Origin of the sequence: Anthropogastromicrobium sp. (assembly GCF_037349415.1) — a bacterium.
Lineage (GTDB): Bacteria > Bacillota > Clostridia > Lachnospirales > Lachnospiraceae > Anthropogastromicrobium > Anthropogastromicrobium aceti.
On sequence record NZ_JAXWCK010000036.1, the window covers coordinates 28848 to 49359 of the forward strand.

The following is a 20512-nucleotide window of genomic DNA, read 5'->3' on the forward strand; positions in this document are numbered from 1 at the left end:
AAAAGATTTTTATGATGTCACTGCCCGTCTGGCTAAAGCCAGACAGCGCAGACACTCACTTTGAAAAAATATTGTGTAAAATCAACCCTTTACTGCACCCAGCATAATACCCTGAGTGAAGAATCTCTGGATGAATGGATATACAACTAACATCGGAGTCATGGACAGCGTAATACTTGCTGCCTTAATATTCTCTGCTACAAGCTGTGTTGTACCACTCTCCTCAGACTGAACATTTACAGCCTCGATCATCTGCTTTAACGCCATCTGAACAGTGTGAAGACCTGTCTTTTGTACATAGTACAGCTGATCATCAATACCATTCCAACGACCTACTGCGTAGAACAAACAAAGTGTTGCGATAGTCGGTACACAAAGCGGAATTGCGATACGGTACATAATCTTGAACTCACCGCATCCATCAATACGCGCTGCCTCATACAAGGAATCATCAATACTTGCGAATGCAGTACGCATGATGATCATGTTGTAAACACTAAGTGCACCAGGAATGATCAATGCCCATACAGTATCAATCATGCCGAAAGACTTAATATTTAAGTAGTTCGGGATTGTACCAAGGTTTAAATACATGGTGATAACGCAGAACAGATTGACAATCTTTGAACCCTTTAGACCCTTTCTTGAAAGCGGGTATGCCAGAAGGATAGTCATAATCATATCAACTGCAGTTACAACTGCCATAAGAATAATGGAATATCCAAAAGAGCTTACGAATGTACCACTCTTTAATGCCTTTGCATAAGCATCTACATTAAATCCAATCGGGAAGATAAATACCTGTCCCTTGTTGATTGCATCTCTACCAGAGAACGAAATGGAAATTACACGAAGTACCGGGATAATTGCAATCACACTGATTAAGATAAAAAAGATTACCCAGAACGTCTGAAAGCGGCGATCTTCTTTTGTTTTTAATCCGTCCATTACATGACACCTCCCTGTCCCATTTTCTTAGCGATCTTATCAAAAATAATTACCATAGCGATACCGATTACAGACTGGAACAGACCAACTGCTGTTGCGTAGTCAAAACGTCCCTTACCGATACCAACTTCGTATACATATACACTAAGTACATTTGATGCATCCTTTACAAGCATGTTGCTCATCATATATGGACGGTCGAATGCGATATTGATAACTTTACCAAGCTGCATAATAAGCAGTGTGGATATGGTCGGCATAATCTGAGGAATTGTTACATACCAGATACGCTGTAATCTTGTTGCACCATCAAGGTAAGCTGCCTCACTCTGTGACGGGTCAGTTCCCATAAGTGCTGCCAAATAAATGATCAGTGAATAACCAGCTGACTGCCAGATACCCATTACCCAGTAAATAATTCTCCACCAGATTGTATTTGTTAAGAACGGTACTGTTGGTAAACCAAATACACCAAGTACACCATTTAACAGACCATTTCCTGAGAACAGCTGAGTACTGATACCTGCGATAATAACCCAAGAAAGGAAGTTTGGCAGATACAAAACGATCTGAGTCATCTTGCGGACGCCCGTACTTCTTAACTCATTTAAAAACAGTGCCAAAAAAATCGGGAATGGAAATCCGATAATCAAATCACCGATATTTAAGATCAATGTATTCTTTACTGCAAACCAGAACTCACTTGATCCGAATGCCTCCTTGAAATATTTAAAACCAACCCACGGAGACTCCCAAATTCCTTTGAAAATATTATACTTTTTAAATGCAACAACGATGTACAGCATTGGCTTATATTTGAAACAAATCAGCCAGATAATCGGTATCAACATCATCACATACAGCTGCCAGGTATTTCTCAGGTATGTTTTCCAATTAACCTTTTTCTTTGCCACACCCGGCGTTTTTTTGTTTGCCATGTCCGCAGCCCTCCTTTTTTTATTGTTTCTTTAGAAACTTTTCATATCTGATGTGTTGATTATAGCAAAATTGCACACCCAAAAGCTATGCGTATTTGGTCGGTTTCTTCGGAAAAACATTGCATTTTTTGCTCTTTCATTGTGTCTTTTCCACACTTTTTCAGAAGAAACCTTTTTTCTTACTGCACTTTTATATTTATACTAGTAAAAATGTCTTAATCTCAAACGGTCTGATCTCAAATTTTGCTCTCTGTCCGTCAAACACAACTTCTCTTTCTTTTTGTTCCATCATATCACATTCATAGATGTATTTCGGGCAAAGACCCTCTAAATTCCATTCCACATTTGTGCGGATACCGCTTGACTCATACATACGAACAATCAGTCCGCTTTCATCTTCTGCACGTTTTACTGATGTCACAATAACATTTGGTGATGACACCTCACACATTGTATATCTGACTGAAGATTTTTCTTCTGTCAAAAGCGATGGCTTATAAACAGAAAGAATCGGCTTTTCATTAAGCTTTCCTGCCTCGTGTACCACATTTGCCTCTCTCCAGTCACCCATATGCGGCATCAGGGCATATGTAAGTTCATGAAGTCCCTTATCAGCATCTGGGAATGGGAAGACACCTGATGTAAGAAGCGTCAGACTAACAAAGCTGTCCTCAATAGAATGACCATATCGTCCATCATTTAACAGTGCCACACCAAAGCCCGGCTCAGACAGATCCACAAAGCGATGTGCACACATCTCAAACTGGGCACGCTGCCAGCTTGTATTTCTATGTGTTGGACGCTCCATCACACCATATGGAATCTCGCATGCTGCTGTTCTTGTCATGACATCCAAATGAAACTCTGCCTTTACAAGCTGCTGCTGTTCTTTCCAGTCAATCTTAGTCTTAAAATCAATTCGTCTTGTGTGTGCAAAGAATGCAATGTCCTGCTCAATAACTGAAGACTCATAAGAAAGCTCTGTGTGAAGCACAGCACAGATTTCTCCTGCCTCAGTCATCATACATGGCTTTTTCACAGACATCTTCCAATGCTTTCTTGAATAATATGACTCCACATTCCAAGCATCGTAATCCTTAGGAATATCTTCATAAACAACTATCTCGTTTCCTACAGTACCTGCTTCTAAAACTTCACGCTTTGCCTCCTTATCATAAAGAGAGGTCAGTTCGCCAAGCTCATTCCATGAAACAATATACCAAGGTGTCTCAAGTGTATTTTCATCACGTAAAGCAAAATGTTCTTTCTTTGCCTCTTTGTCTAAGCTTTCTTTCTCTGCAGATGCTGCCATATATAAGCTGCCCTTTGCAGGAAGTGAAGCTGTGACAAGCATTGTGCCATCTTTAAAGCGCTGCGCGGCTGTCACATTAGTAAGAGAACAGCCCTTGTCGATACCGCATTCATGCAGCTTCTTTTTATCAAGCTCAATCACCTGCTCTGCTGCAAAGCCAAGTGGATTCCATGCACAGATTCCGTTTTTTTGCTCGCTCTTATTACTGCTCAGGCTTTTTAATACTTCACTAATTATCTCTTCATCCATTGCCTTAATCTTTGCATAGTCAATATCTGACTGCTCATAGACTTCAGCAATTGCAGATCCCGGCAAAATATCATGAAACTGATTTAACAGCAGAAGCTTCCATGCCTTATCAAGCGTCTCTTTTGGATATGCATTCTTGTTTGCATTCTCATTTTTCTTATTCATCCACCACAAAAGTGATGCCAGCCACTCTGCCTGCTGATTTTTATACTCACATATACGGTTATTCTTTTTATTCTCTGCAATTGAACTAAATGTACCGCGATGATACTCAAGATACAGATCACCGTACCATGTGTTTAACTTTTTATTCTGTAAATTTTTATCAAGTACCTGTAAGTACTCTTTTAGTCCAGACAGCTTTACCTTAGGAACTCCTGGGATGCCGTAAGACAAACGCTTACTTTCCTCAAGCATACCTTCTGTCGGACCGCCGCCGCCATCACCGTAGCCATAAACTGTGAGAACTGCATCATTTAACTCTTTATTTCTGTAATTCTGCCATGTTCCCATTGTCTGGCTGGCATTCTGTCTGCCATTGTATGTAACCTCGCGAACTGGCTTTTCAAAACGCTCCGGGTATGCTTCGTAATTCTTTGTTGTGATATAAAGGCCTGTTACGCGGCTTCCATCAATTCCTTCCCAAAGAAATGTATCATCTGGCTGCTGATCGGCATCATTCCAGCCCATCTTTGTTGTTAGGAAGTAGCGAATACCGCTTCTCTTCATGATCTGCGGCAATGCACCTAAAAAGCCAAATGCATCAGGCAACCACAATATCTCCTGCTCTTTAATGCCAAACTCTTCATTGAAAAATTTCTTTCCATATAAAATCTGACGAATAAGTGACTCACCGCTAGTTAAATTGCTGTCAGACTCCAGCCACATAGCACCGTCTGCCTCCCAGCGTCCTTCCTTTACACGTTCCTTTACCTGCTCAAAAATCTCAGGTGCATCTTCTTTTACATACTCATAAAGCTGCGGCTGACTCAAAAAGAAACGATACTTTGGATAACGCTTCATCAAATAAAGCACTGTCGAGAAGCTTCTTACAGCCTTTTCTCTTGTTTGTCGAAGTGGCCATTTCCATGCCACATCAATATGCGTATGACCAAGTGCATAAACAGTTGGACCGTCAAGCTCCCATTCCTTTTCATATAAATTTTCCTTAAGCCATTCGCTTGCTGCTATAAGAGATGCACGATACTTATCACTTTTCTTAACACGAAGATCTAATAAATCACCTGCCTGATTTAAAAGCTCCAGAAGCTTTCTTCTTTTTTCTTCTTCTGGGCGCATTTGCTTTGCTGCCTCAAGCGGAAGCTTCATATCATAATAAAGTGCCTCTGCCTCCTGTTCCTTCGCAAATACCTTAAGATATAAAAAATTGCTCTTTCCTGGACTGTTGACATATGCATATAATCGAATATCATATATCTTTCCTGGCTCTGCACAATCACTTAATATTACTTCATGATGATTAAGATCCATGGCACACGTAAGCACTCCATTTACATAAACCATAATCTGTGGATTATCAGTATTCCATATATCATCTGCGCCAGTGTCAAGCGAAAAGCCAATAATGCGTCCCTTCATCTCTTCTGTAATTGTCACAGAAAAAGCAAAAATCCCATGGTAATCCGGACCGCCCCACGTATCTGCACACGAAAAAACTGGCCAGCTGCTGCAATCCTCCAGTACAAGACTTCTCTTAGCATAGCCCCTTGTGTGTACTGCATCCAGATTTGGCGCTATACCATATTTTTTATTCTCATCCTCTTCGCAGTCTGCAGTCATATCTGCGCAGTTGATCTCATCTGCCATCAGATCCAAAAAACGTACCTGTTGGATCGTTTCAAGCACGGTACGTCGCTCGCTGTTTAAGCGATTCACATACGCCTCCACACGATTCATATAGTCAAGTGATCTCATGTCTCCTCCTAGTGAAAATCAGGGTCAGGTTTTAACCCTGATTTTCAGATTTTTTATTTATCATCAAGCAAACAGAATTGGGTTTGAAATTGCAAGGTTATTTTCTCCTCCATCTGCCACAAACAAAGCCCATGCAGCATCGCCAAAATCAAACTCATCTGCCGCTATATCATACATAAAGCCGCCCTCTGCTGCATCAGCCTTTGCACAAAGTTCAACCTTCTTATCAGCACCTGTGTACATACACAGATGATTGATCGGTTTCTTTGAAAATACATGAACTGACAGTGTACCTGTCCTATCTTTAAGTACTGCCTTCTCACCATAAGAAACTCCATTTACTTCTGCCGTCACAAGCGGACCATTACTTATAAAACTATGTCCCTCACGGATAGCCTGAAGAATTTCCTGAGGCTGATTTTTTCCATTTGTATACACATAATTATGGATTGTAGACGGTGTGTTAGACTGCTCCACCCACGATAAAAGACGCGGCCATACCTTATTGTACAGCCAAGTCAGATAGGCAACCTTCTCATTCATCTGCACTGGATAAATCTCCGGGTGTTTCATCACAATATCCATCATCCAATCTAACCACTCTGTCATGCCAAAATAATCGTCACCATAAATGTTGTGTGTATCACTTCCCGTTGTAGCAGTCAGGCGCTTTCCCTCATCTAAAAGAGACAGCCACTTTTTGAATGCCTTAGCATTGATTGTGCCAGCTGCAAATGGAGTCGCACCATTCCAAATCTCCATTGATTCAAAAATTTCAACCATATCCCAAAACTCGCTGTTGTAGCGAGTGGAAAAACTCACATCAAACGGATGATTTACCTGCGGCAGACCACCTTTTTTTCGAATCTCACTGCAAATTCTGATAAATTCATTGCGAAGCTTATCTGTCGTGCGTTCCTTTCCCTTTGGAATCTCATATATCACGTCATCATCTACACCAAGCTGCAGCACATGACCATTAGAAGTGGAAATTTCCTTTGAAATAATAGGTGTAAAGTTATTATTTTGTCTTTGCCATTCTTCATGGTTAAGCACGTTATGATGATCACTTAGCGCACCAAACTGCATTCCAAGAGACTTCATGGAACGACACACCTGATCCGGAGTTTCTATTACCGGATCTGTTCCGCCATATGCCGGACTGCTGTATATACTATGATGATGAAGATCACCTGCTGTCCATCCATGATCAGTTAAATGTGCTATACGTGCCAATCTTGCCTTAATTGTTGTCACTTTATCCTTTGTGATTTCAAATGGCACAAGAACAGTACTGTACTCTGGTCCGCATGTCACCTCTGCCTCATAACTTCCGCACGGCAACTTCACAGACAATGAGCCGTCCTCCTCGGTCACTAAACGGCGAAGGGAAAAACGAGTGCGAATCTTATGCTCTTTATTATCCCAAATTTTTACCTGTGCCACAATAGGATCATCATTTTCTGCTGTCTGCAGCTTCATAGTACCAAATTCACTGCCGGGTGCCTGCAGATTATAATAATACCCTGCCTGCGCTGCACATCTTTGAAGAAACTGCATCGTATTGATCATTTCCTCTCGATTTAATTTTTCAAGAAGTGTCTGATTTTCTTCTGCTTCTATTGTTGTCTCCATTTCCTTTAAGAGCTCAATCAGCTTATCAAATTTCATTGTTTTTCTGCTTCCTCTTTTTCTACTCTAATTGATACTTGCGAATTGCTACGTTACAATGCATTTATTCAATTACAATTGCTTCTAACTCTGGTCTTGCTGCTTCTCCTTTAAAGCCTTCAATTACAAGATCTGCACAATCCTGCGCATGGATTGCCTCTCCAAAGCAGGCGCGCTCTTCGCCTTCGAAAACAACACGGCTATTTCGTATAGTCACGCCATCTGCTCTTCTCATATAGAAGCCAGCGCTTGGAATCTCTTCAATCTTCTGTCCAAAGCCTGGTCTTAAATCATACAGCCCCTTTGGCCATTTGCTCTTTGAATGAATCTTTACCTTGACATCCTCAAATAGCACATCCTCAATATGGTTTCCATCACTTCCCGATAAAAATACACCATTCTCTGAGTCGCAGGTGATATTGCGGAATGTAATTCCTGAAATATGGCCAGACTGCTTCTCTGGCACACGATTATGTGTTGTTATGCTGATTGGCTCACCGCAGCCCCACCAGCAATCTGCGAAACGGCGTGTCTCGATGATGATATTTGAAAACATTGCATTTTTTACATGACCGCCATCGCGAATCTGAATAGAAATTCCACGATTACTGCCGCTGATAATACAATTATTTACTGTCAGATTTTCAAAATTGCCAGTTCCTTCTGTTCCGATCTTCAATGCTGCGGAAGTGGAAATTAATGTACAATCACTGATCAGCACATTTTTTGTCGGACCATATTCCATGTTTCCTGCAGAACTCTTCAGACAAATACAATCATCACCACACTCAATATGGCAGCCTATAATGCGTACATTTGTGCTATGGTCTGGATCAATACCATCAGAGTTTGCAACATTCAAATCATTTAAAATGCGAATGCGGTCAATCAATACATCATCACAGCCTGCGGTGTGCAAAGTCCAGAAAGAAACATTTCTGATAATAATATTTGTAAAATTGATATGATTACAATGTTCTACATAGATGACAGTCGGGCGCGGATAAAAATCGCCTGTAACGTAGTACTGGCTTACCTGCTTTACAAATGCAAATGCATTTCCGTCAATAACGCCATCTCCTGTGATTGCCATATGGTCGGCATCCTTCGCATAAATAAAAGCATATGATGGCTTTAATGTTACTGGTGTTCCCTCAATCTTTACACCATTATCCTTCTGACCCTCATTTGGATGAAAATAAGTTGTCAGATCGCTATGCGCCTTTAATACGCTTCCTCTCTCTAAATGAAGATCTACATATGGCTTTATAATAATGGAGCTTGAATAATATGTTCTTCCGCTTCTAAGCACAACCTGGCCGCCACCGGCAGCACTGCATTCGTCAATTGCTTTCTGAATAGCGGCAGCGTCATTTGTTACTCCATCTGCCTTCGCACCATATTCTAATACGTCGTAAATCATCAAATATTCCTCCTTTTTTGATGCTTATATAGTAAAAGGGCAAGGGCATTAAAACCCTTGCCCTCAAACTTTTTATTCGGCTGAAAGCTGAGTCATCTCTCCAGTTTGCAGGTTATAACAATACGTTTTGATTCCTGCATTAGAATCTGCTGAATTATTTTCTGCACTCGTTTTTATATTTGCAGTGTTCTTTGCAGTCAAAATAATATAATTTTCCATGGCATGCTCCACTGAGACAAGCTCTAGTGAATCATCCGGCTCATAAATAGTTTGAAGTTCACTTCCATTTGGACGAACCTTTGCAAGCTTTCCATCATACAGACCATAGACCCAATTTCCATTTCCACAAAGACCAGATGGGTCTGAGACTCCATCAAAGTCAAGCAAAACAATCGTGCCTACATCTAAGTTGCAGCTGTACATAAGCTCTGTCTTTGTATCATAATAAACAAGATACGGTCCCATAACCTGTGCCCAAGCCACATCATTGCCATCATCAATGCCTAGTTCAAGACGCTGAATAGCTGTATGCTGATAATCGCTTCTTGTTATGTCTCCATCTGTATCCAAATAGTAAACCTTATCCTCACCAAATGTAAGGAAACGTTTGATATACGGATATGCTGTTCCTACAGGATCTCCTGTCATTGAATATTCACGATTTTCTGAGAAAATGCTTCCATTCATGATATATGCTTCTGTGCCAACGTTTGCTGCACTCAGCTGCAGATCTGTGCCATCAAGCTGTGTACTATACGCATTCAGAATACCATCCTGATAAGCAAGCATATAAACACGATAACCAATAATATTAAATCCCGGTGTATTCAGTGCAACCTGTGCTGCTCCTGTCAAATCACTCTGATTAGTATAGAGTGTCTGAAATGCCTCATCAAAATTGGTATATTTTGCGTAAATACATCCCGAAGAAACCTCTGGAATTGGAGTATAGCTTTCATTTGAAAAAGTTGGATACTTTGCTTTTGCCGCTTCATGATATGGATTTGTATTATCCTCCTCAGACTCGGATTCTGCTTCTGTCTCCATCTCAGTTTCTGTCTCAGATTCTACTTCAGATTCTGTTTGAGATTCTTTCTCTGTTTCTGCCTCAGATTCAGATTCTGTTTGAGACTCTTTCTCAGTTTCTGTCTCTGATTCTGACTCTGATTCAGTTTTATTTTCAGCATCTTGTGTGCTTGTTTCTGTCTGCTCAAGACTTGTTTTCTCTTGTTCAGTGGAAGCTGTCTTTGTCTCTGTTTCAGATTCTGTCTGTGTTTGAGACTCTTTCTCAATTTCTGTTTCTGTTTCAGAATCTGACTCTGTTTCTGTCTCAGACTCAGATTCTGTTTGAGACTCTATCTCTGATTCTGATTCAGTTTCTGCTTCATCCACAGATTTTTCTGGTGTGCTGCTCTCTTCTTTTAAGGAAGATGGCTCTGTACTGCCTGCACTTGAAGTAATTTCCGCACTATCAGATACAGCAGCTGTATCAGCTGCTGTATTCTGGGAAGTTTGATTGTTTTCGTTATTATTTTCTAAATTATCATCTGCACTTAATGATGGAGCTGTATCAGATGACGTTTGTGTTTCAGATGACTTAACCTCTGATGAATGCTCTTTTTCAGTATTCTCTTCTAATGCTTTGTCAGAAGATTTTTCTGGAAGCTTTGCAGACTCGTCTACGTCTGGCTGATTTCCAGCTGAAAACTGCTCGTTTAGTGCATTTACAAACTCTCCAAGATGACCTGTCGCTGCAAGGATCGCTGCGGCAAGCGCAATCGAAGAAACAAGAACTAGAAGCACAATCGGTACGACGTGGTGCTTTTTCTTCTTTACTTCTTCATATGTTTCCTCATCCACATCGACATATCGGCTGACATCTTCCTGCTTCAAATCATCGATAATGGCCTTTTCATATTCATAGACAGAGTCATCCACAAGAGTTGCCCTTGGCATGCTCTTTACTGAGGATTCGTTTTGATTCTCTGTTTTAGAATCATTTTCATCTTCAAAGCTGTCATCCTCTTTTTGATAATCATCTTCCGCGTAATCTTCTTCTGAATATTCATCTTGTGAATACTCATCACTCAATGATTCTTCTACAAGATCGCTAGCAGCTTCCTCTTTAGAATCTTCTTCTAAATTAACTGCATCGTCTGAATTATCGTCATCAGAATTATCAGAATTTTCTATGTAGTCTGCGACTTCATCTGTTAAAGACTCATCTTCACTTTCTTCAAGTGATTCTTCTTCATCTATTTCTGCAGAGTCATCTTTTGAAGGCTCTGCTTCTGCAGACTCATTTTCATAAGACTCTGTTTCTTCTGAAAATGCTTTTGAAGAATCAGTTTCTACAGATTCATCTTCAATGTTTTGATTTTCTGATTCCGATTCAACTGTCTCAGAAGTTGTCTCTTCCTCTTCGCGAATCACTGGTTCTGATGTATTAGTAAGCTTTGCACCCGTCTTTAAAAGAGAAGCAACAAAATTATCCGCGGAGGTTTCCCACTCCTCATCATCTTCGTCTTCTTCCTCTTCTTCGAAAAATGTTTCAGCTTCCTCACTGTCTACATTCTCAGATTCCTCTGTATCATATGCAATATCAGTTTCAATATCATTATTAATTTCAGCATCAGTTTCGACATCAGTTTCAATATCAGCTTCTTCCTGCTCTGATTCCTCTGCCGATTCAGTATCTTCGCTAGAAGGATTTGCTTCTACCTGCTGAATTTGATCAAGATCCGCTTTGTCAAAAACTTTTGTTTTTTCTGCTTCATTCTTTTCTTCCTGAAGATCCTGCACATTCTGTGCCATCTTCTTTTGCAGCACATCAAGTTCTTTTTCAAACTTTTGTGCCTCAGCGATTTCTTTTTGAATGGAGCTTTCTGCTTCCTCAATCTCAGAAACAAAATCTTCTTCAACTGGCTCTGGAGAAACAGTTTCAGTCTCTTTTGTCTCTTCCTTTGGCAAAGATTCACTTTCCTGTGTCTTTTTATCTTCTTCCTTTACAGTTTCCTGCTTTGGAAGTTTCTGAATACGACTTTGAGTTTCTTTTGCCTGCTGTAATAAACGGGCAAAAGCAATATCAGTTGTATTTGTAGCTTCTAAAGATTCCTTCTCAGATTTTGCCTCTTCTGGTTCTGAAGCTTCTTCCTCAGATTCTGCCTCTTCTGGTTCTGAAGCTTTTTCGGTTTCTGAAACAGCTTCCTCGGATTTTACTTCTTCTGGTTCTAAAGCTTCTTCCTCAGGCTTTGCTCCTTCTGGTTCTGTAGCTTCTTCCTCAGGTTTTGTTTCTTTTGGTTCTGAAACTTCTTCGGTTTCTGAAACAACTTCCTCGGATTTTGCTTCTTCTGGTTCTAAAGCAGCTTCCTCAGGCTTTGCTTCTTCTTGTTCTAAAGCAGCTTCCTCAGGCTTTGCTCCTTCTGGTTCTTTAGCTTCTTCCTCTGATTTTACATCGCCCTCTGCCTGCTCTGGCTTTAAGTTCAAAAGCTGCTTTACTTCTTCCTGCTTTTTAAGCTCCTCTGCCTCTTTTTGTTCTTGAAGGGCTTTTGCTTCCTCTGCCTTACGTATTTCTTCCTTCTCTCTTCTAACTCTTTCGAGCGATTCAGATCCGTTTGCAAAGTGCTTTCTTACAGCCAGCTGATAAAAATGTTCGGCATCATCAAGTGACTTTTCTGTCACATTACCTTCCTCATAAAACTTTCCAAGGTAATAACATGCCTCTCCATTTAACTTTTTCTCCTGATCCTTTGCTTTTGACAGCCACTCAAATGCCTGCTTCTCATCGATCTCGGCCACCTCGCCATTAGCAAAGCTAATACCAAGAACGACAGCAACTGTTGGATCACTGCTGTCTGCACACTCAGATGCCCATCTGCATGCCTTTTTCAAATCATACTTTTCTGCATCCTGATCAAAATAATAATGCACCAGATATTCCTGGGCACGTGTATTTCCTTCCTCTGCCGCCTCTGTCATCAGACGCTCTGCAATGGAAATATCCTTTACCGCTAACGGATTTCGAAAATAAATCTGTGCAAGCTCAACCTTCGACTCAGAATAACCCTGTCTGGCTGCTTTAAAAAACCATTCTGCAGCTTTTCCGTAGTTTTTGCTTACTCCGCCATAGCCATTTTTATAAATTAGTCCCAGATTATGCTGCATCTGCGGATCACCGTGAGATGCGGCACTGCTGTACCATTTGAGTGCTATGATTTCATTTGCCTCTACACCGATGCCAAATAAAAAGCAATAGCCTAAATTATACTGTGCATCCGCATAGTCCTGCTGTGCTGATGCCTGATACCAGTAAACAGCAGCAGCTTCATCCTTTTCCACTCCTCGGCCCTCTGCATAGCAATTTGCCAGTCCATATTGAGCCTGCGGATTTCCAACCTGGGCAGCTTCGTAAAACCGCCTTGCCGCTTCCTGAAACCAATATCCGGCAGCAGACAGATCCTGCTCTAGTCCAATGCCTTCCTCATAGCAGATACCAAGCTGATACTGTGCTTCTGCATTTCCTGCATTCGCTGCTGAGTAAAAACACTGTGCTGCTGCACTGTGATCCACAGCCGTACCGGTTCCATTTTTGTAGCAGATACCAAGCCTCGTGAGCGCCTCAGTATTTCCCTGCTGTGCTAGGCGGTACAATTCTTCAACTGTATGTGTATTCATGCTTGTACCCCTTTGAAATCTTATCATAAATTGAATCACAACAATTTTACCACACTTACTGCTTCTTCGCAAGCACTATGCCGCAGTTTTTGTTCTTACCATTTTCTTACAGTTCACGAAAGCCCTACGGTGCAATGGTTTCGTCACCGGACCAAACTCCGCAGGTTCCTTTTATGTTCTTTCTTATCATACATTACTTTGAAAGACCTGCTCCAAGTGTCCGGCTCGTGAAATCCATTCACCTTAGGGCTTTGCCGTAATATTGGCTTATCCGTGAACGGGCGTCCACTTCATCCTGCTGATCTGTCAAATTTCTATGCAAGCATGAAATTGGTCCAGATCTAGCATGCCGAGTGAACTGTAGCACATTTTATCAATTTTCGGAATTTTTTCAAAAAAAGTGTTGACAAATTAATATTCATATGATAGTATATAGAAGTCGGTTACAAAAGCTGACAAACATAAAGGGGTATAGTTCAATGGTAGAGCAACGGTCTCCAAAACCGTAAATACGGGTTCGAATCCTGTTACCCCTGCTTGAGAGACATCCATTATGGATGTCTTTTTTGTTGTATAAAAATAAACAAGGGACGCTGACACAGCCGTCGAAGCGCCCCTCGTAGATTTCTTCATCACTTTTCTTCTCGTTTTACATTCGCATTTAAAAGATCAAATAATTCTTCCCGATCTTCTTCTGACAATTCATCCTTCCTCACAAGAATCCTTTGTTCGGCAATCGTTGTCAAATAAATGTAATCTTTAAATATTCCCCAATTTTTAAATGCCTCCCATTGTAATTCGCTATAGCTGAAATCAGTCCACACAATAACACCATCTTGATCAAATCCATATTCTCGTTCACCGAATGTTGCTCGCTTATCCAATTTATTCTGTACTTTCTTTAAAAGAAATTTCTGATAAGCAATCATTCCTACTGTAGCAAACCATAGAAAAAAGGCAGCGCTTACGATTCCCAAAATTTTAGATTCCGTGGTTTGTCGGAGAAAAAATGTACAATACAGCAACGCAATTGCCAAAATAGCCAGCACGATTCTGAAGAAATTTTGTATTCCACGACTTACAGAATGCTTTAGTTGCATTTCAATTAACGCATCACATTCTTTTTGCGATATGTCTATCTTATATCGAATCAATCTCTTATCCTCCTTATAATCATCTTTTAATCATCTTTGTGGCTTCACGCCCCCTGCATCTTCTCAATTAGCCCCGCGGCTTCCCTGACGGTCGCCACCGGAATGCACTTCATCCCTTCTGGGATGGTGATATCCTTCGCACTGATCTTTGGAAGAATACAGCAGGTAAAACCAAGTCTTGCAGCTTCGTTGATTCGCTGCTGCACCATACTTACACCACGAATCTCTCCTGCCAGTCCGACTTCTCCAAAAATAACAGTGTGTGCATCAATCACGCGATCACGAAAGCTTCCTGCAATTGCCATGACGACTGCCAAATCTAACGCAGGTTCACTAATCTTTATTCCTCCCGTGACATTTACGTACGCATCACATGAAGATAGTGCCATACCCATTCGTTTTTCCAAAACAGCAATCAATAAATTTACACGATTTCCATCAATTCCGGCACTCGTACGTCTTGGCAATCCAAAGCTTGTCCGGCAGACTAGTGCCTGCACCTCAAGCATAATTGGGCGCGTTCCTTCCATAAGACAGGCCGTGACCGTTCCACTGCTGTCAAGGCTTCTTCCTTCAAGCAGGTAAGCAGAGGGATTTGCAACTTCCTTTAAGCCTGACTGCACCATTTCAAATACACCCATCTCATTTGTCGCACCAAAACGATTCTTTACTGCACGAAGAATACGGTACATTGCACTGCGGTCTCCCTCAAAATAAAGCACTGTATCCACCATATGCTCAAGCACTCTAGGACCTGCAACTACACCTTCCTTTGTCACATGACCGACAAGAAAAATCGTGATGCTCCTGCCCTTTGCAATCTGCATAAGCGTATTAGTACATTCCCTTACCTGACTGACACTTCCCGGCGCTGATGAGATATCTTCGCGATACATAGTCTGAATAGAATCAATCACTACTACCTGCGGCATTTCCTTTGTGATCGTATTATCAATTTTTTCAAGATTTGTCTCCGATAGCAGCAATAACTCACCCGAAAAACCGCCAAGACGATCCGCACGCATCTTTACCTGACGGGCAGATTCCTCACCTGACACATACAGTACCTTTTTGCCAGATACAGCAAGATTTCGGCATACCTGCAAAAGAAGCGTTGACTTTCCAATACCAGGATCACCGCCAACAAGAATTAAAGAACCTGTAACAAGACCACCGCCCAAAACACGATCCAGCTCATGAAGCCCTGTACTGCTTCTGTCTTCCTCATCTGTACTTATCTCTTCAAGACGAAGCGGCTTTGATGCTTCTAGTCCCTGCTTTTTCGCGCCGCCTGATTTTGTTGTGGCAAAACTTCCTGCCGTAGGCTCTTCAACAAAAGTATTCCACTGGCGGCATCCCGGACACTGCCCCATCCATTTTGCGGACTCATATCCGCATTCTTTGCAAAAAAAAGCGGTTTGTTTTGCCTTCATCATTCCTCCTAAAAAAAAGAGGACAGGGATCTGGCCTCAAGCAGCCACAAATCCCGTCCCCATGATTTGCCATATTGGGCTATGTATGAACTATATGAGCGAGTTCATTATTTCTTGCAAATCTGAACCTTCTTTACACATCCCGGCTCAAGCTCAAGTGAGATTACGATCTTTCCGGAAAGGTTAGTCTCATAATTTTCAATTACGGCATCATCCACACTTACCTGATACTCAGTGTCATCCTCTACTGCAACGATGATCTGTGTATCCTGGAAACCATTTACGATAAAGGACAATGTATCCTCAGTCTCCTTATAATCGGTAACTACGGTTCCCGGTGTTGACTCATAGGCAAATGTCTCGTTTTTCTCTAATCTGGTGATATCATGGAAAGTCTTTACCTTATATACATCTCCGTCAAATACATAATCCGAAACCTTACCTTTTGTCGGAAGATCATAATTTCCAAAGCTTAATGTATTGTCTTCCTCAGTGCGGATTAATTCCTTAATTCCTGCCATTACTGTTTCCTCCTGATTTTTGCTGCTGCATTGCATCGTATACTATTTGCGGCCCACCCCACAGGCGAACCGCCTATCGCTATTTCAGTATAGCATATCAAATTTGATTTTCCAACCAAAAATTAAACTTTATTCAGCCTTTTTTACAGGCGTTTTTCTTTTATGGCGCACAGAAAATTTCAGTCCATTCTCACCCTTTTCAACTGTTACGCTGTCACCGCGTTCTATACGTCCCTCTAGTATTTCCTCTGCCATTGAATCCTCAAGGTATGTCTGGAGAGCTCTTCTAAGTGGACGTGCACCATATTTTTCATCAAAGCCCTTGTCAATCAGATAGTCCTGTGCTTCATCTGTCACCTTAAGCTTGAGTTCCATGTTTTCCATTACTCTTGATGTGACTGAACGAAGCATAATATCAAGAATAGCTTTCATATCCTCCTTATACAGCGGATGGAATACAATGATCTCATCAATACGATTTAAAAATTCCGGTTTGAAACTTTGCTTAACATCCTCCATAACCTTTGCCTTCATCTGCTCGTAGTTTGCCTTCGCATCAGATGACGCACCAAATCCTAAACGCTTTGGTGACATAATATTGGCAGCACCGCAGTTAGAGGTCATGATGATCACTGTATTTTTGAAGCTGACTTTTCTGCCATGCGCATCTGTAATCTGTCCATCATCAAGCACCTGAAGCAGAATATTAAATACATCTGGATGTGCTTTTTCAATCTCATCAAATAGAAGCACACTGTATGGATTGCGGCGAATACGCTCTGAGAGCTGGCCACCCTCTTCGTATCCTACATATCCTGGCGGTGAACCAATGAGCTTGCTGACGCTGTGCTTTTCCATATATTCGGACATATCAACACGTATAATTGCATTTTCTGTTCCAAACATTGCCTGAGCAAGTGCCTTTGACAGCTCTGTTTTTCCAACACCTGTTGGACCTAAAAACAAGAAAGAACCGATTGGACGCTTTGGATCCTTTAAGCCGACACGTCCTCTGCGAATTGCCTTAGAAATAGCAGTTACAGCTTCCTGCTGTCCGACAACGCGTTCATGAAGCACATTTTCAAGATTCATCAAACGCTTTGCCTCACCCTCTTCGAGTGAGCGAACCGGAATCTTTGTCCAGGTAGAAACAACATCTGCAATCTCATGCTCTGTTACCTGTAAGCGCGTATTTTCCTTTTCCTGCTCCCACTTTTCCATCAGACGATTGATCTGTGCCTGTTTTCTATCCTGTTTTTTCTTGATCTCTCCAGCTTTCTCGAATGCTTCTTCCTGAATTGCACTTTCCTTTTCCTGATTTAAGCTTTCAATATCTTTTTTAAGCTTTGATACTGCCTCTGGCGCAACAAATGCTGCTAATCGAACCTTAGAAGCAGCCTCATCGACAAGATCAATCGCCTTATCCGGCAAGAAACGATCATTGATGTAGCGTGATGAAAGCTTAACAGCCGCCTCTAATGCTGCATCTGTAATCTTAACTCTATGATGCTCCTCGTAAACATGGCGAAGACCCTTCAAAATAGCAACTGTCTCATCCTCAGAAGGCTCCTCTACCATAACAGGCTGAAATCTTCTCTCAAGAGCAGCATCCTTTTCGATGTGCTTTCTGTACTCATCAATAGTAGTTGCTCCAACAATCTGAAGCTCACCTCTTGCAAGGCATGGCTTTAAAATATTAGAAGCATTCATAGCTCCATCTGCGCCGCCTGCATCGACTAATGTATGGAGCTCATCAATAAATAGAAGTGTCTGACCATCGTTTCGCACTTCATTGATCACATTTTTCATGCGCTCTTCAAACTCACCGCGATACTTTGAACCGGCTACCATGCCAGCCATATCGAGTGTCACCACACGTTTTCCAGAAATAGTATCTGGCACATTTCCCTCATAGATACGGCTTGCCAGACCTTCTGCAATCGCAGTTTTTCCAACACCAGGTTCACCGATCAGACAAGGATTATTTTTTGTACGTCTGCTTAAAATCTGGATCACACGATTAATCTCCTGCTCACGGCCGATAACCGGGTCAATCCTTCCTTCTTTAGCAAGCTCTGTCAGATCTGTACTATACTGATCAAGAAGCGGTGTTTTACTTTCTGCATTTCTTGTATACTGAAGTGATTCCACATCTTCCCTTGCCGCTGCCACATCGCCATCCTTTGCAGATACAAGCTCTATATAAAGCTGACGAATATTTACTTTCATTGTATTCAAAAGCTTTGTTCCGGCACAGTCGAAGCTTTTGAGCATTGAGATTAAAATATGCTCTGTTCCAACCAGACTTGAATGAAAGCGCTTTGCCTCTAAGTAGCTGCTTTGGATTACGCGGTATGCTTCCGGTGAAAATCCATCTGGTTCACGCACACTGACGGAACCCGTCGGTGTAATGAGCGATGAAATCAATTCCTCAAGACGCTCCTCTGTAACGCCCTGTTCCTGCAAAAGCTTACTTGCCACGCTGTCCGAAACACGCACAAGGCCAAGAAGAAGGTGCTCAGTTCCGATATAATTTTGCTCTAGCTGCGCAGCGGCTTTCTTTGCCTCACCTATAACTTCCTGTGCCCGATTTGTAAATCGTTCAAACATAAGTGTTTTTCCTCCATATGTGATGAGTTACGGCTGCACAAGCTCTGGCAGACAGCTTCTAAGATAATCTGCACGCAGCTGATTTTGCTTTGATACACCTGTCGTCTTATTTTGTGCTGTCAGATTTGCCTCCTGCATTCCCATCATAATTTCATAAAAATTGCAATATTCCTTGAATCTAATAATTTGTTTTTCCTGTCCCCAGCGAAGCTGTGATACAAGATGCATGCCCATCTTCAATGTCATGAGCTTTGAATAACGAATCGTACCATATGCCTTATAGCATATATCCTCCACCTCAAGCCTATGCTGTTCAATGGAATTATCGCGAAGTGTTCGCTCCTGACTGGCAAGCTGACCGCCTACTTTATCAAGAAGCTCTAAAATTTCCTCCTCGCTTGTTCCAAGTGTCTTTTCATTGTACAGCACATACATATTTCCATTTAACTGTCTGTCACTTGAAAAAGCTGGCTTTAATTTTAATCCAAAACGCCCAATCTCGTCAACCATATCATCAAAACGGCTGACAGAATCAAGAAGTGCCAGATGAAGCACAAGATATGCTCTCATGCCAGTTCCTATATTAGTAGGATATGTCGTAAGATAACCAACCTGATCATCAAACGCATATGGATACAGCTCATTTATATAATCATCGATCTTATCCATCTCCTTCCATGACTGGCGAAGCTGTGAACCTGCATGACTTATCTGCATCCGAAGGTGATCCTCACAATTGATTGTCAGACTCACGGCATCATCTGCTGAACAAATCAGTCCTGCATATCCTGGCTCCTTTGCTGCACGGCGGCTAATCATGCGCCGTTCACGAAGGGCATTTCTTTTTGTCTGCGTCATCGTTAAAAGATCCCATGTCTGGTAACTTCTTCCATCAAGGCTGCCGATTCCACAAAGCTTTTCTTCAAGCTCCTTCGTCAGCCTTTTTGCATCCTCTTCCTCTAATTTCCACGGAAATTTGTAATCACGCAGGTTGCGAAGCAGACGGATTCTGCTTGCAACGATTACATCATTTTCCGCATCCTTCTCCTCATACCACTTCATCACCGGCCTGAATCCTTTCCTTAATCTTTTTGATCTCATCACGGTAGTAGGCTGCCTTTTCGTAATCTTCCTCCAAAACAGCTTCCTTTTGCTTTGCCTGACAAATCTCAAGCTGCTCCTGCAAGCTCTGACGCTTCTTGGCATCAGCTACCATATCTGCATGAATCTTTTTATCACCCAAAAAGCGCGGTTTCTTTCCGGTATGGGAATTATTTCCCTGTATCTTTTTAATGCTGTTATTTATTAAAAGCCCGAATGTATTGTAACAGTCCGCACAGCCAAAGCGTCCGTCCTGAACAAATTCTTTGTATGTCATCCCACAAGTCGGACAGGACAGCTTAGATGCGTCCTCCTCCTCGCTGCGTCTGGAATCGCTGATTCCAAGGATTCCTGACAAAAGTTTTGCAAATGGGCTTGAAGAATCCATAAGGATTCCGCCCAGATCAGACTGAGATGCACATTCACTGCACAAGTTGCGCTCCGTCACAGTCCCGTTTACTACTTCCCGGATGACAATGCTGGCTTCCCTCATCCTGCATTGCTCACAAAGCATAGTTATTCCTCCTCACAAAAATAACTGTT

12 protein-coding genes and 1 tRNA gene are annotated in these 20512 nt (G+C 41.7%); 1 reads left to right on the forward strand and 12 read right to left on the reverse strand.

Features of this window, described 5'->3' with window-relative positions; genetic code table 11:
* Positions 1-81 precede the first annotated feature (81 nt).
* From WJP93_RS08255 to WJP93_RS08280, 6 genes are all read right to left on the reverse strand, one after another.
* A complete protein-coding gene (locus WJP93_RS08255) occupies positions 82-948 on the reverse strand; it encodes a carbohydrate ABC transporter permease (RefSeq protein ID WP_118612019.1) in 867 nt (288 codons plus the stop codon).
* Positions 948-1886, reverse strand: a complete 939-nt coding sequence (locus WJP93_RS08260; protein ID WP_337547718.1) for an ABC transporter permease subunit — start codon at positions 1884-1886, stop codon at positions 948-950. Before WJP93_RS08260 ends, WJP93_RS08255 begins: the two co-directional genes overlap by 1 nt.
* 196 nt (positions 1887-2082) lie before the next feature.
* Positions 2083-5382 (reverse strand): glycoside hydrolase family 38 C-terminal domain-containing protein, encoded by a 3300-nt coding sequence (locus tag WJP93_RS08265; protein WP_337547720.1) that lies wholly within the window; start codon positions 5380-5382, stop codon positions 2083-2085.
* Positions 5383-5445: 63 nt separating this feature from the next.
* Positions 5446-7053 carry a CehA/McbA family metallohydrolase gene (locus WJP93_RS08270; protein ID WP_337547721.1) on the reverse strand — a complete coding sequence of 536 codons (1608 nt, stop codon included), beginning with the start codon at positions 7051-7053 and terminating at the stop codon, positions 5446-5448.
* A 64-nt stretch (positions 7054-7117) separates the two neighbouring features.
* The gene (locus WJP93_RS08275; RefSeq protein WP_337547723.1) at positions 7118-8476 is read right to left on the reverse strand and encodes a glycosyl hydrolase family 28 protein; all 1359 of its coding nucleotides are present in this window, start codon (positions 8474-8476) and stop codon (positions 7118-7120) included.
* Between the two features lie 72 nt (positions 8477-8548).
* Positions 8549-13150, reverse strand: coding sequence for a hypothetical protein (locus tag WJP93_RS08280; RefSeq protein ID WP_337547725.1), 4602 nt, complete (start codon positions 13148-13150; stop codon positions 8549-8551).
* A 465-nt stretch (positions 13151-13615) separates the two neighbouring features.
* Between WJP93_RS08280 and WJP93_RS08285 the strand changes: the two genes are divergently transcribed.
* Positions 13616-13686, forward strand: a tRNA-Trp gene (locus tag WJP93_RS08285).
* 96 nt (positions 13687-13782) lie between these two features.
* Here the strand turns inward: WJP93_RS08285 and WJP93_RS08290 are convergent.
* The 6 genes from WJP93_RS08290 to WJP93_RS08315 all read right to left on the reverse strand — a co-directional run bounded on the left by WJP93_RS08290 (position 13783) and on the right by WJP93_RS08315 (position 20483).
* Positions 13783-14304: a YcxB family protein gene (locus tag WJP93_RS08290; protein WP_066562522.1), complete on the reverse strand. Its 522-nt coding sequence runs from the start codon at positions 14302-14304 to the stop codon at positions 13783-13785.
* Between the two features lie 44 nt (positions 14305-14348).
* Positions 14349-15740 carry a DNA repair protein RadA gene (gene radA, locus WJP93_RS08295; protein ID WP_262536436.1) on the reverse strand — a complete coding sequence of 464 codons (1392 nt, stop codon included), beginning with the start codon at positions 15738-15740 and terminating at the stop codon, positions 14349-14351.
* Positions 15741-15844: 104 nt separating this feature from the next.
* Positions 15845-16258 carry an endosialidase gene (locus WJP93_RS08300; protein WP_066562523.1) on the reverse strand — a complete coding sequence of 138 codons (414 nt, stop codon included), beginning with the start codon at positions 16256-16258 and terminating at the stop codon, positions 15845-15847.
* Between the two features lie 129 nt (positions 16259-16387).
* Complete coding sequence (locus WJP93_RS08305; protein WP_308731709.1) at positions 16388-18868, reverse strand: ATP-dependent Clp protease ATP-binding subunit; 2481 nt, start codon at positions 18866-18868, stop codon at positions 16388-16390.
* 27 nt (positions 18869-18895) lie between these two features.
* Positions 18896-19930, reverse strand: a complete 1035-nt coding sequence (locus WJP93_RS08310) for an ATP--guanido phosphotransferase (RefSeq protein ID WP_308731710.1) — start codon at positions 19928-19930, stop codon at positions 18896-18898.
* Entirely contained in the window at positions 19917-20483 is a 567-nt protein-coding gene (locus WJP93_RS08315) for a UvrB/UvrC motif-containing protein (protein ID WP_227101583.1), read from the reverse strand. Before WJP93_RS08315 ends, WJP93_RS08310 begins: the two co-directional genes overlap by 14 nt.
* Positions 20484-20512 lie beyond the last annotated feature (29 nt).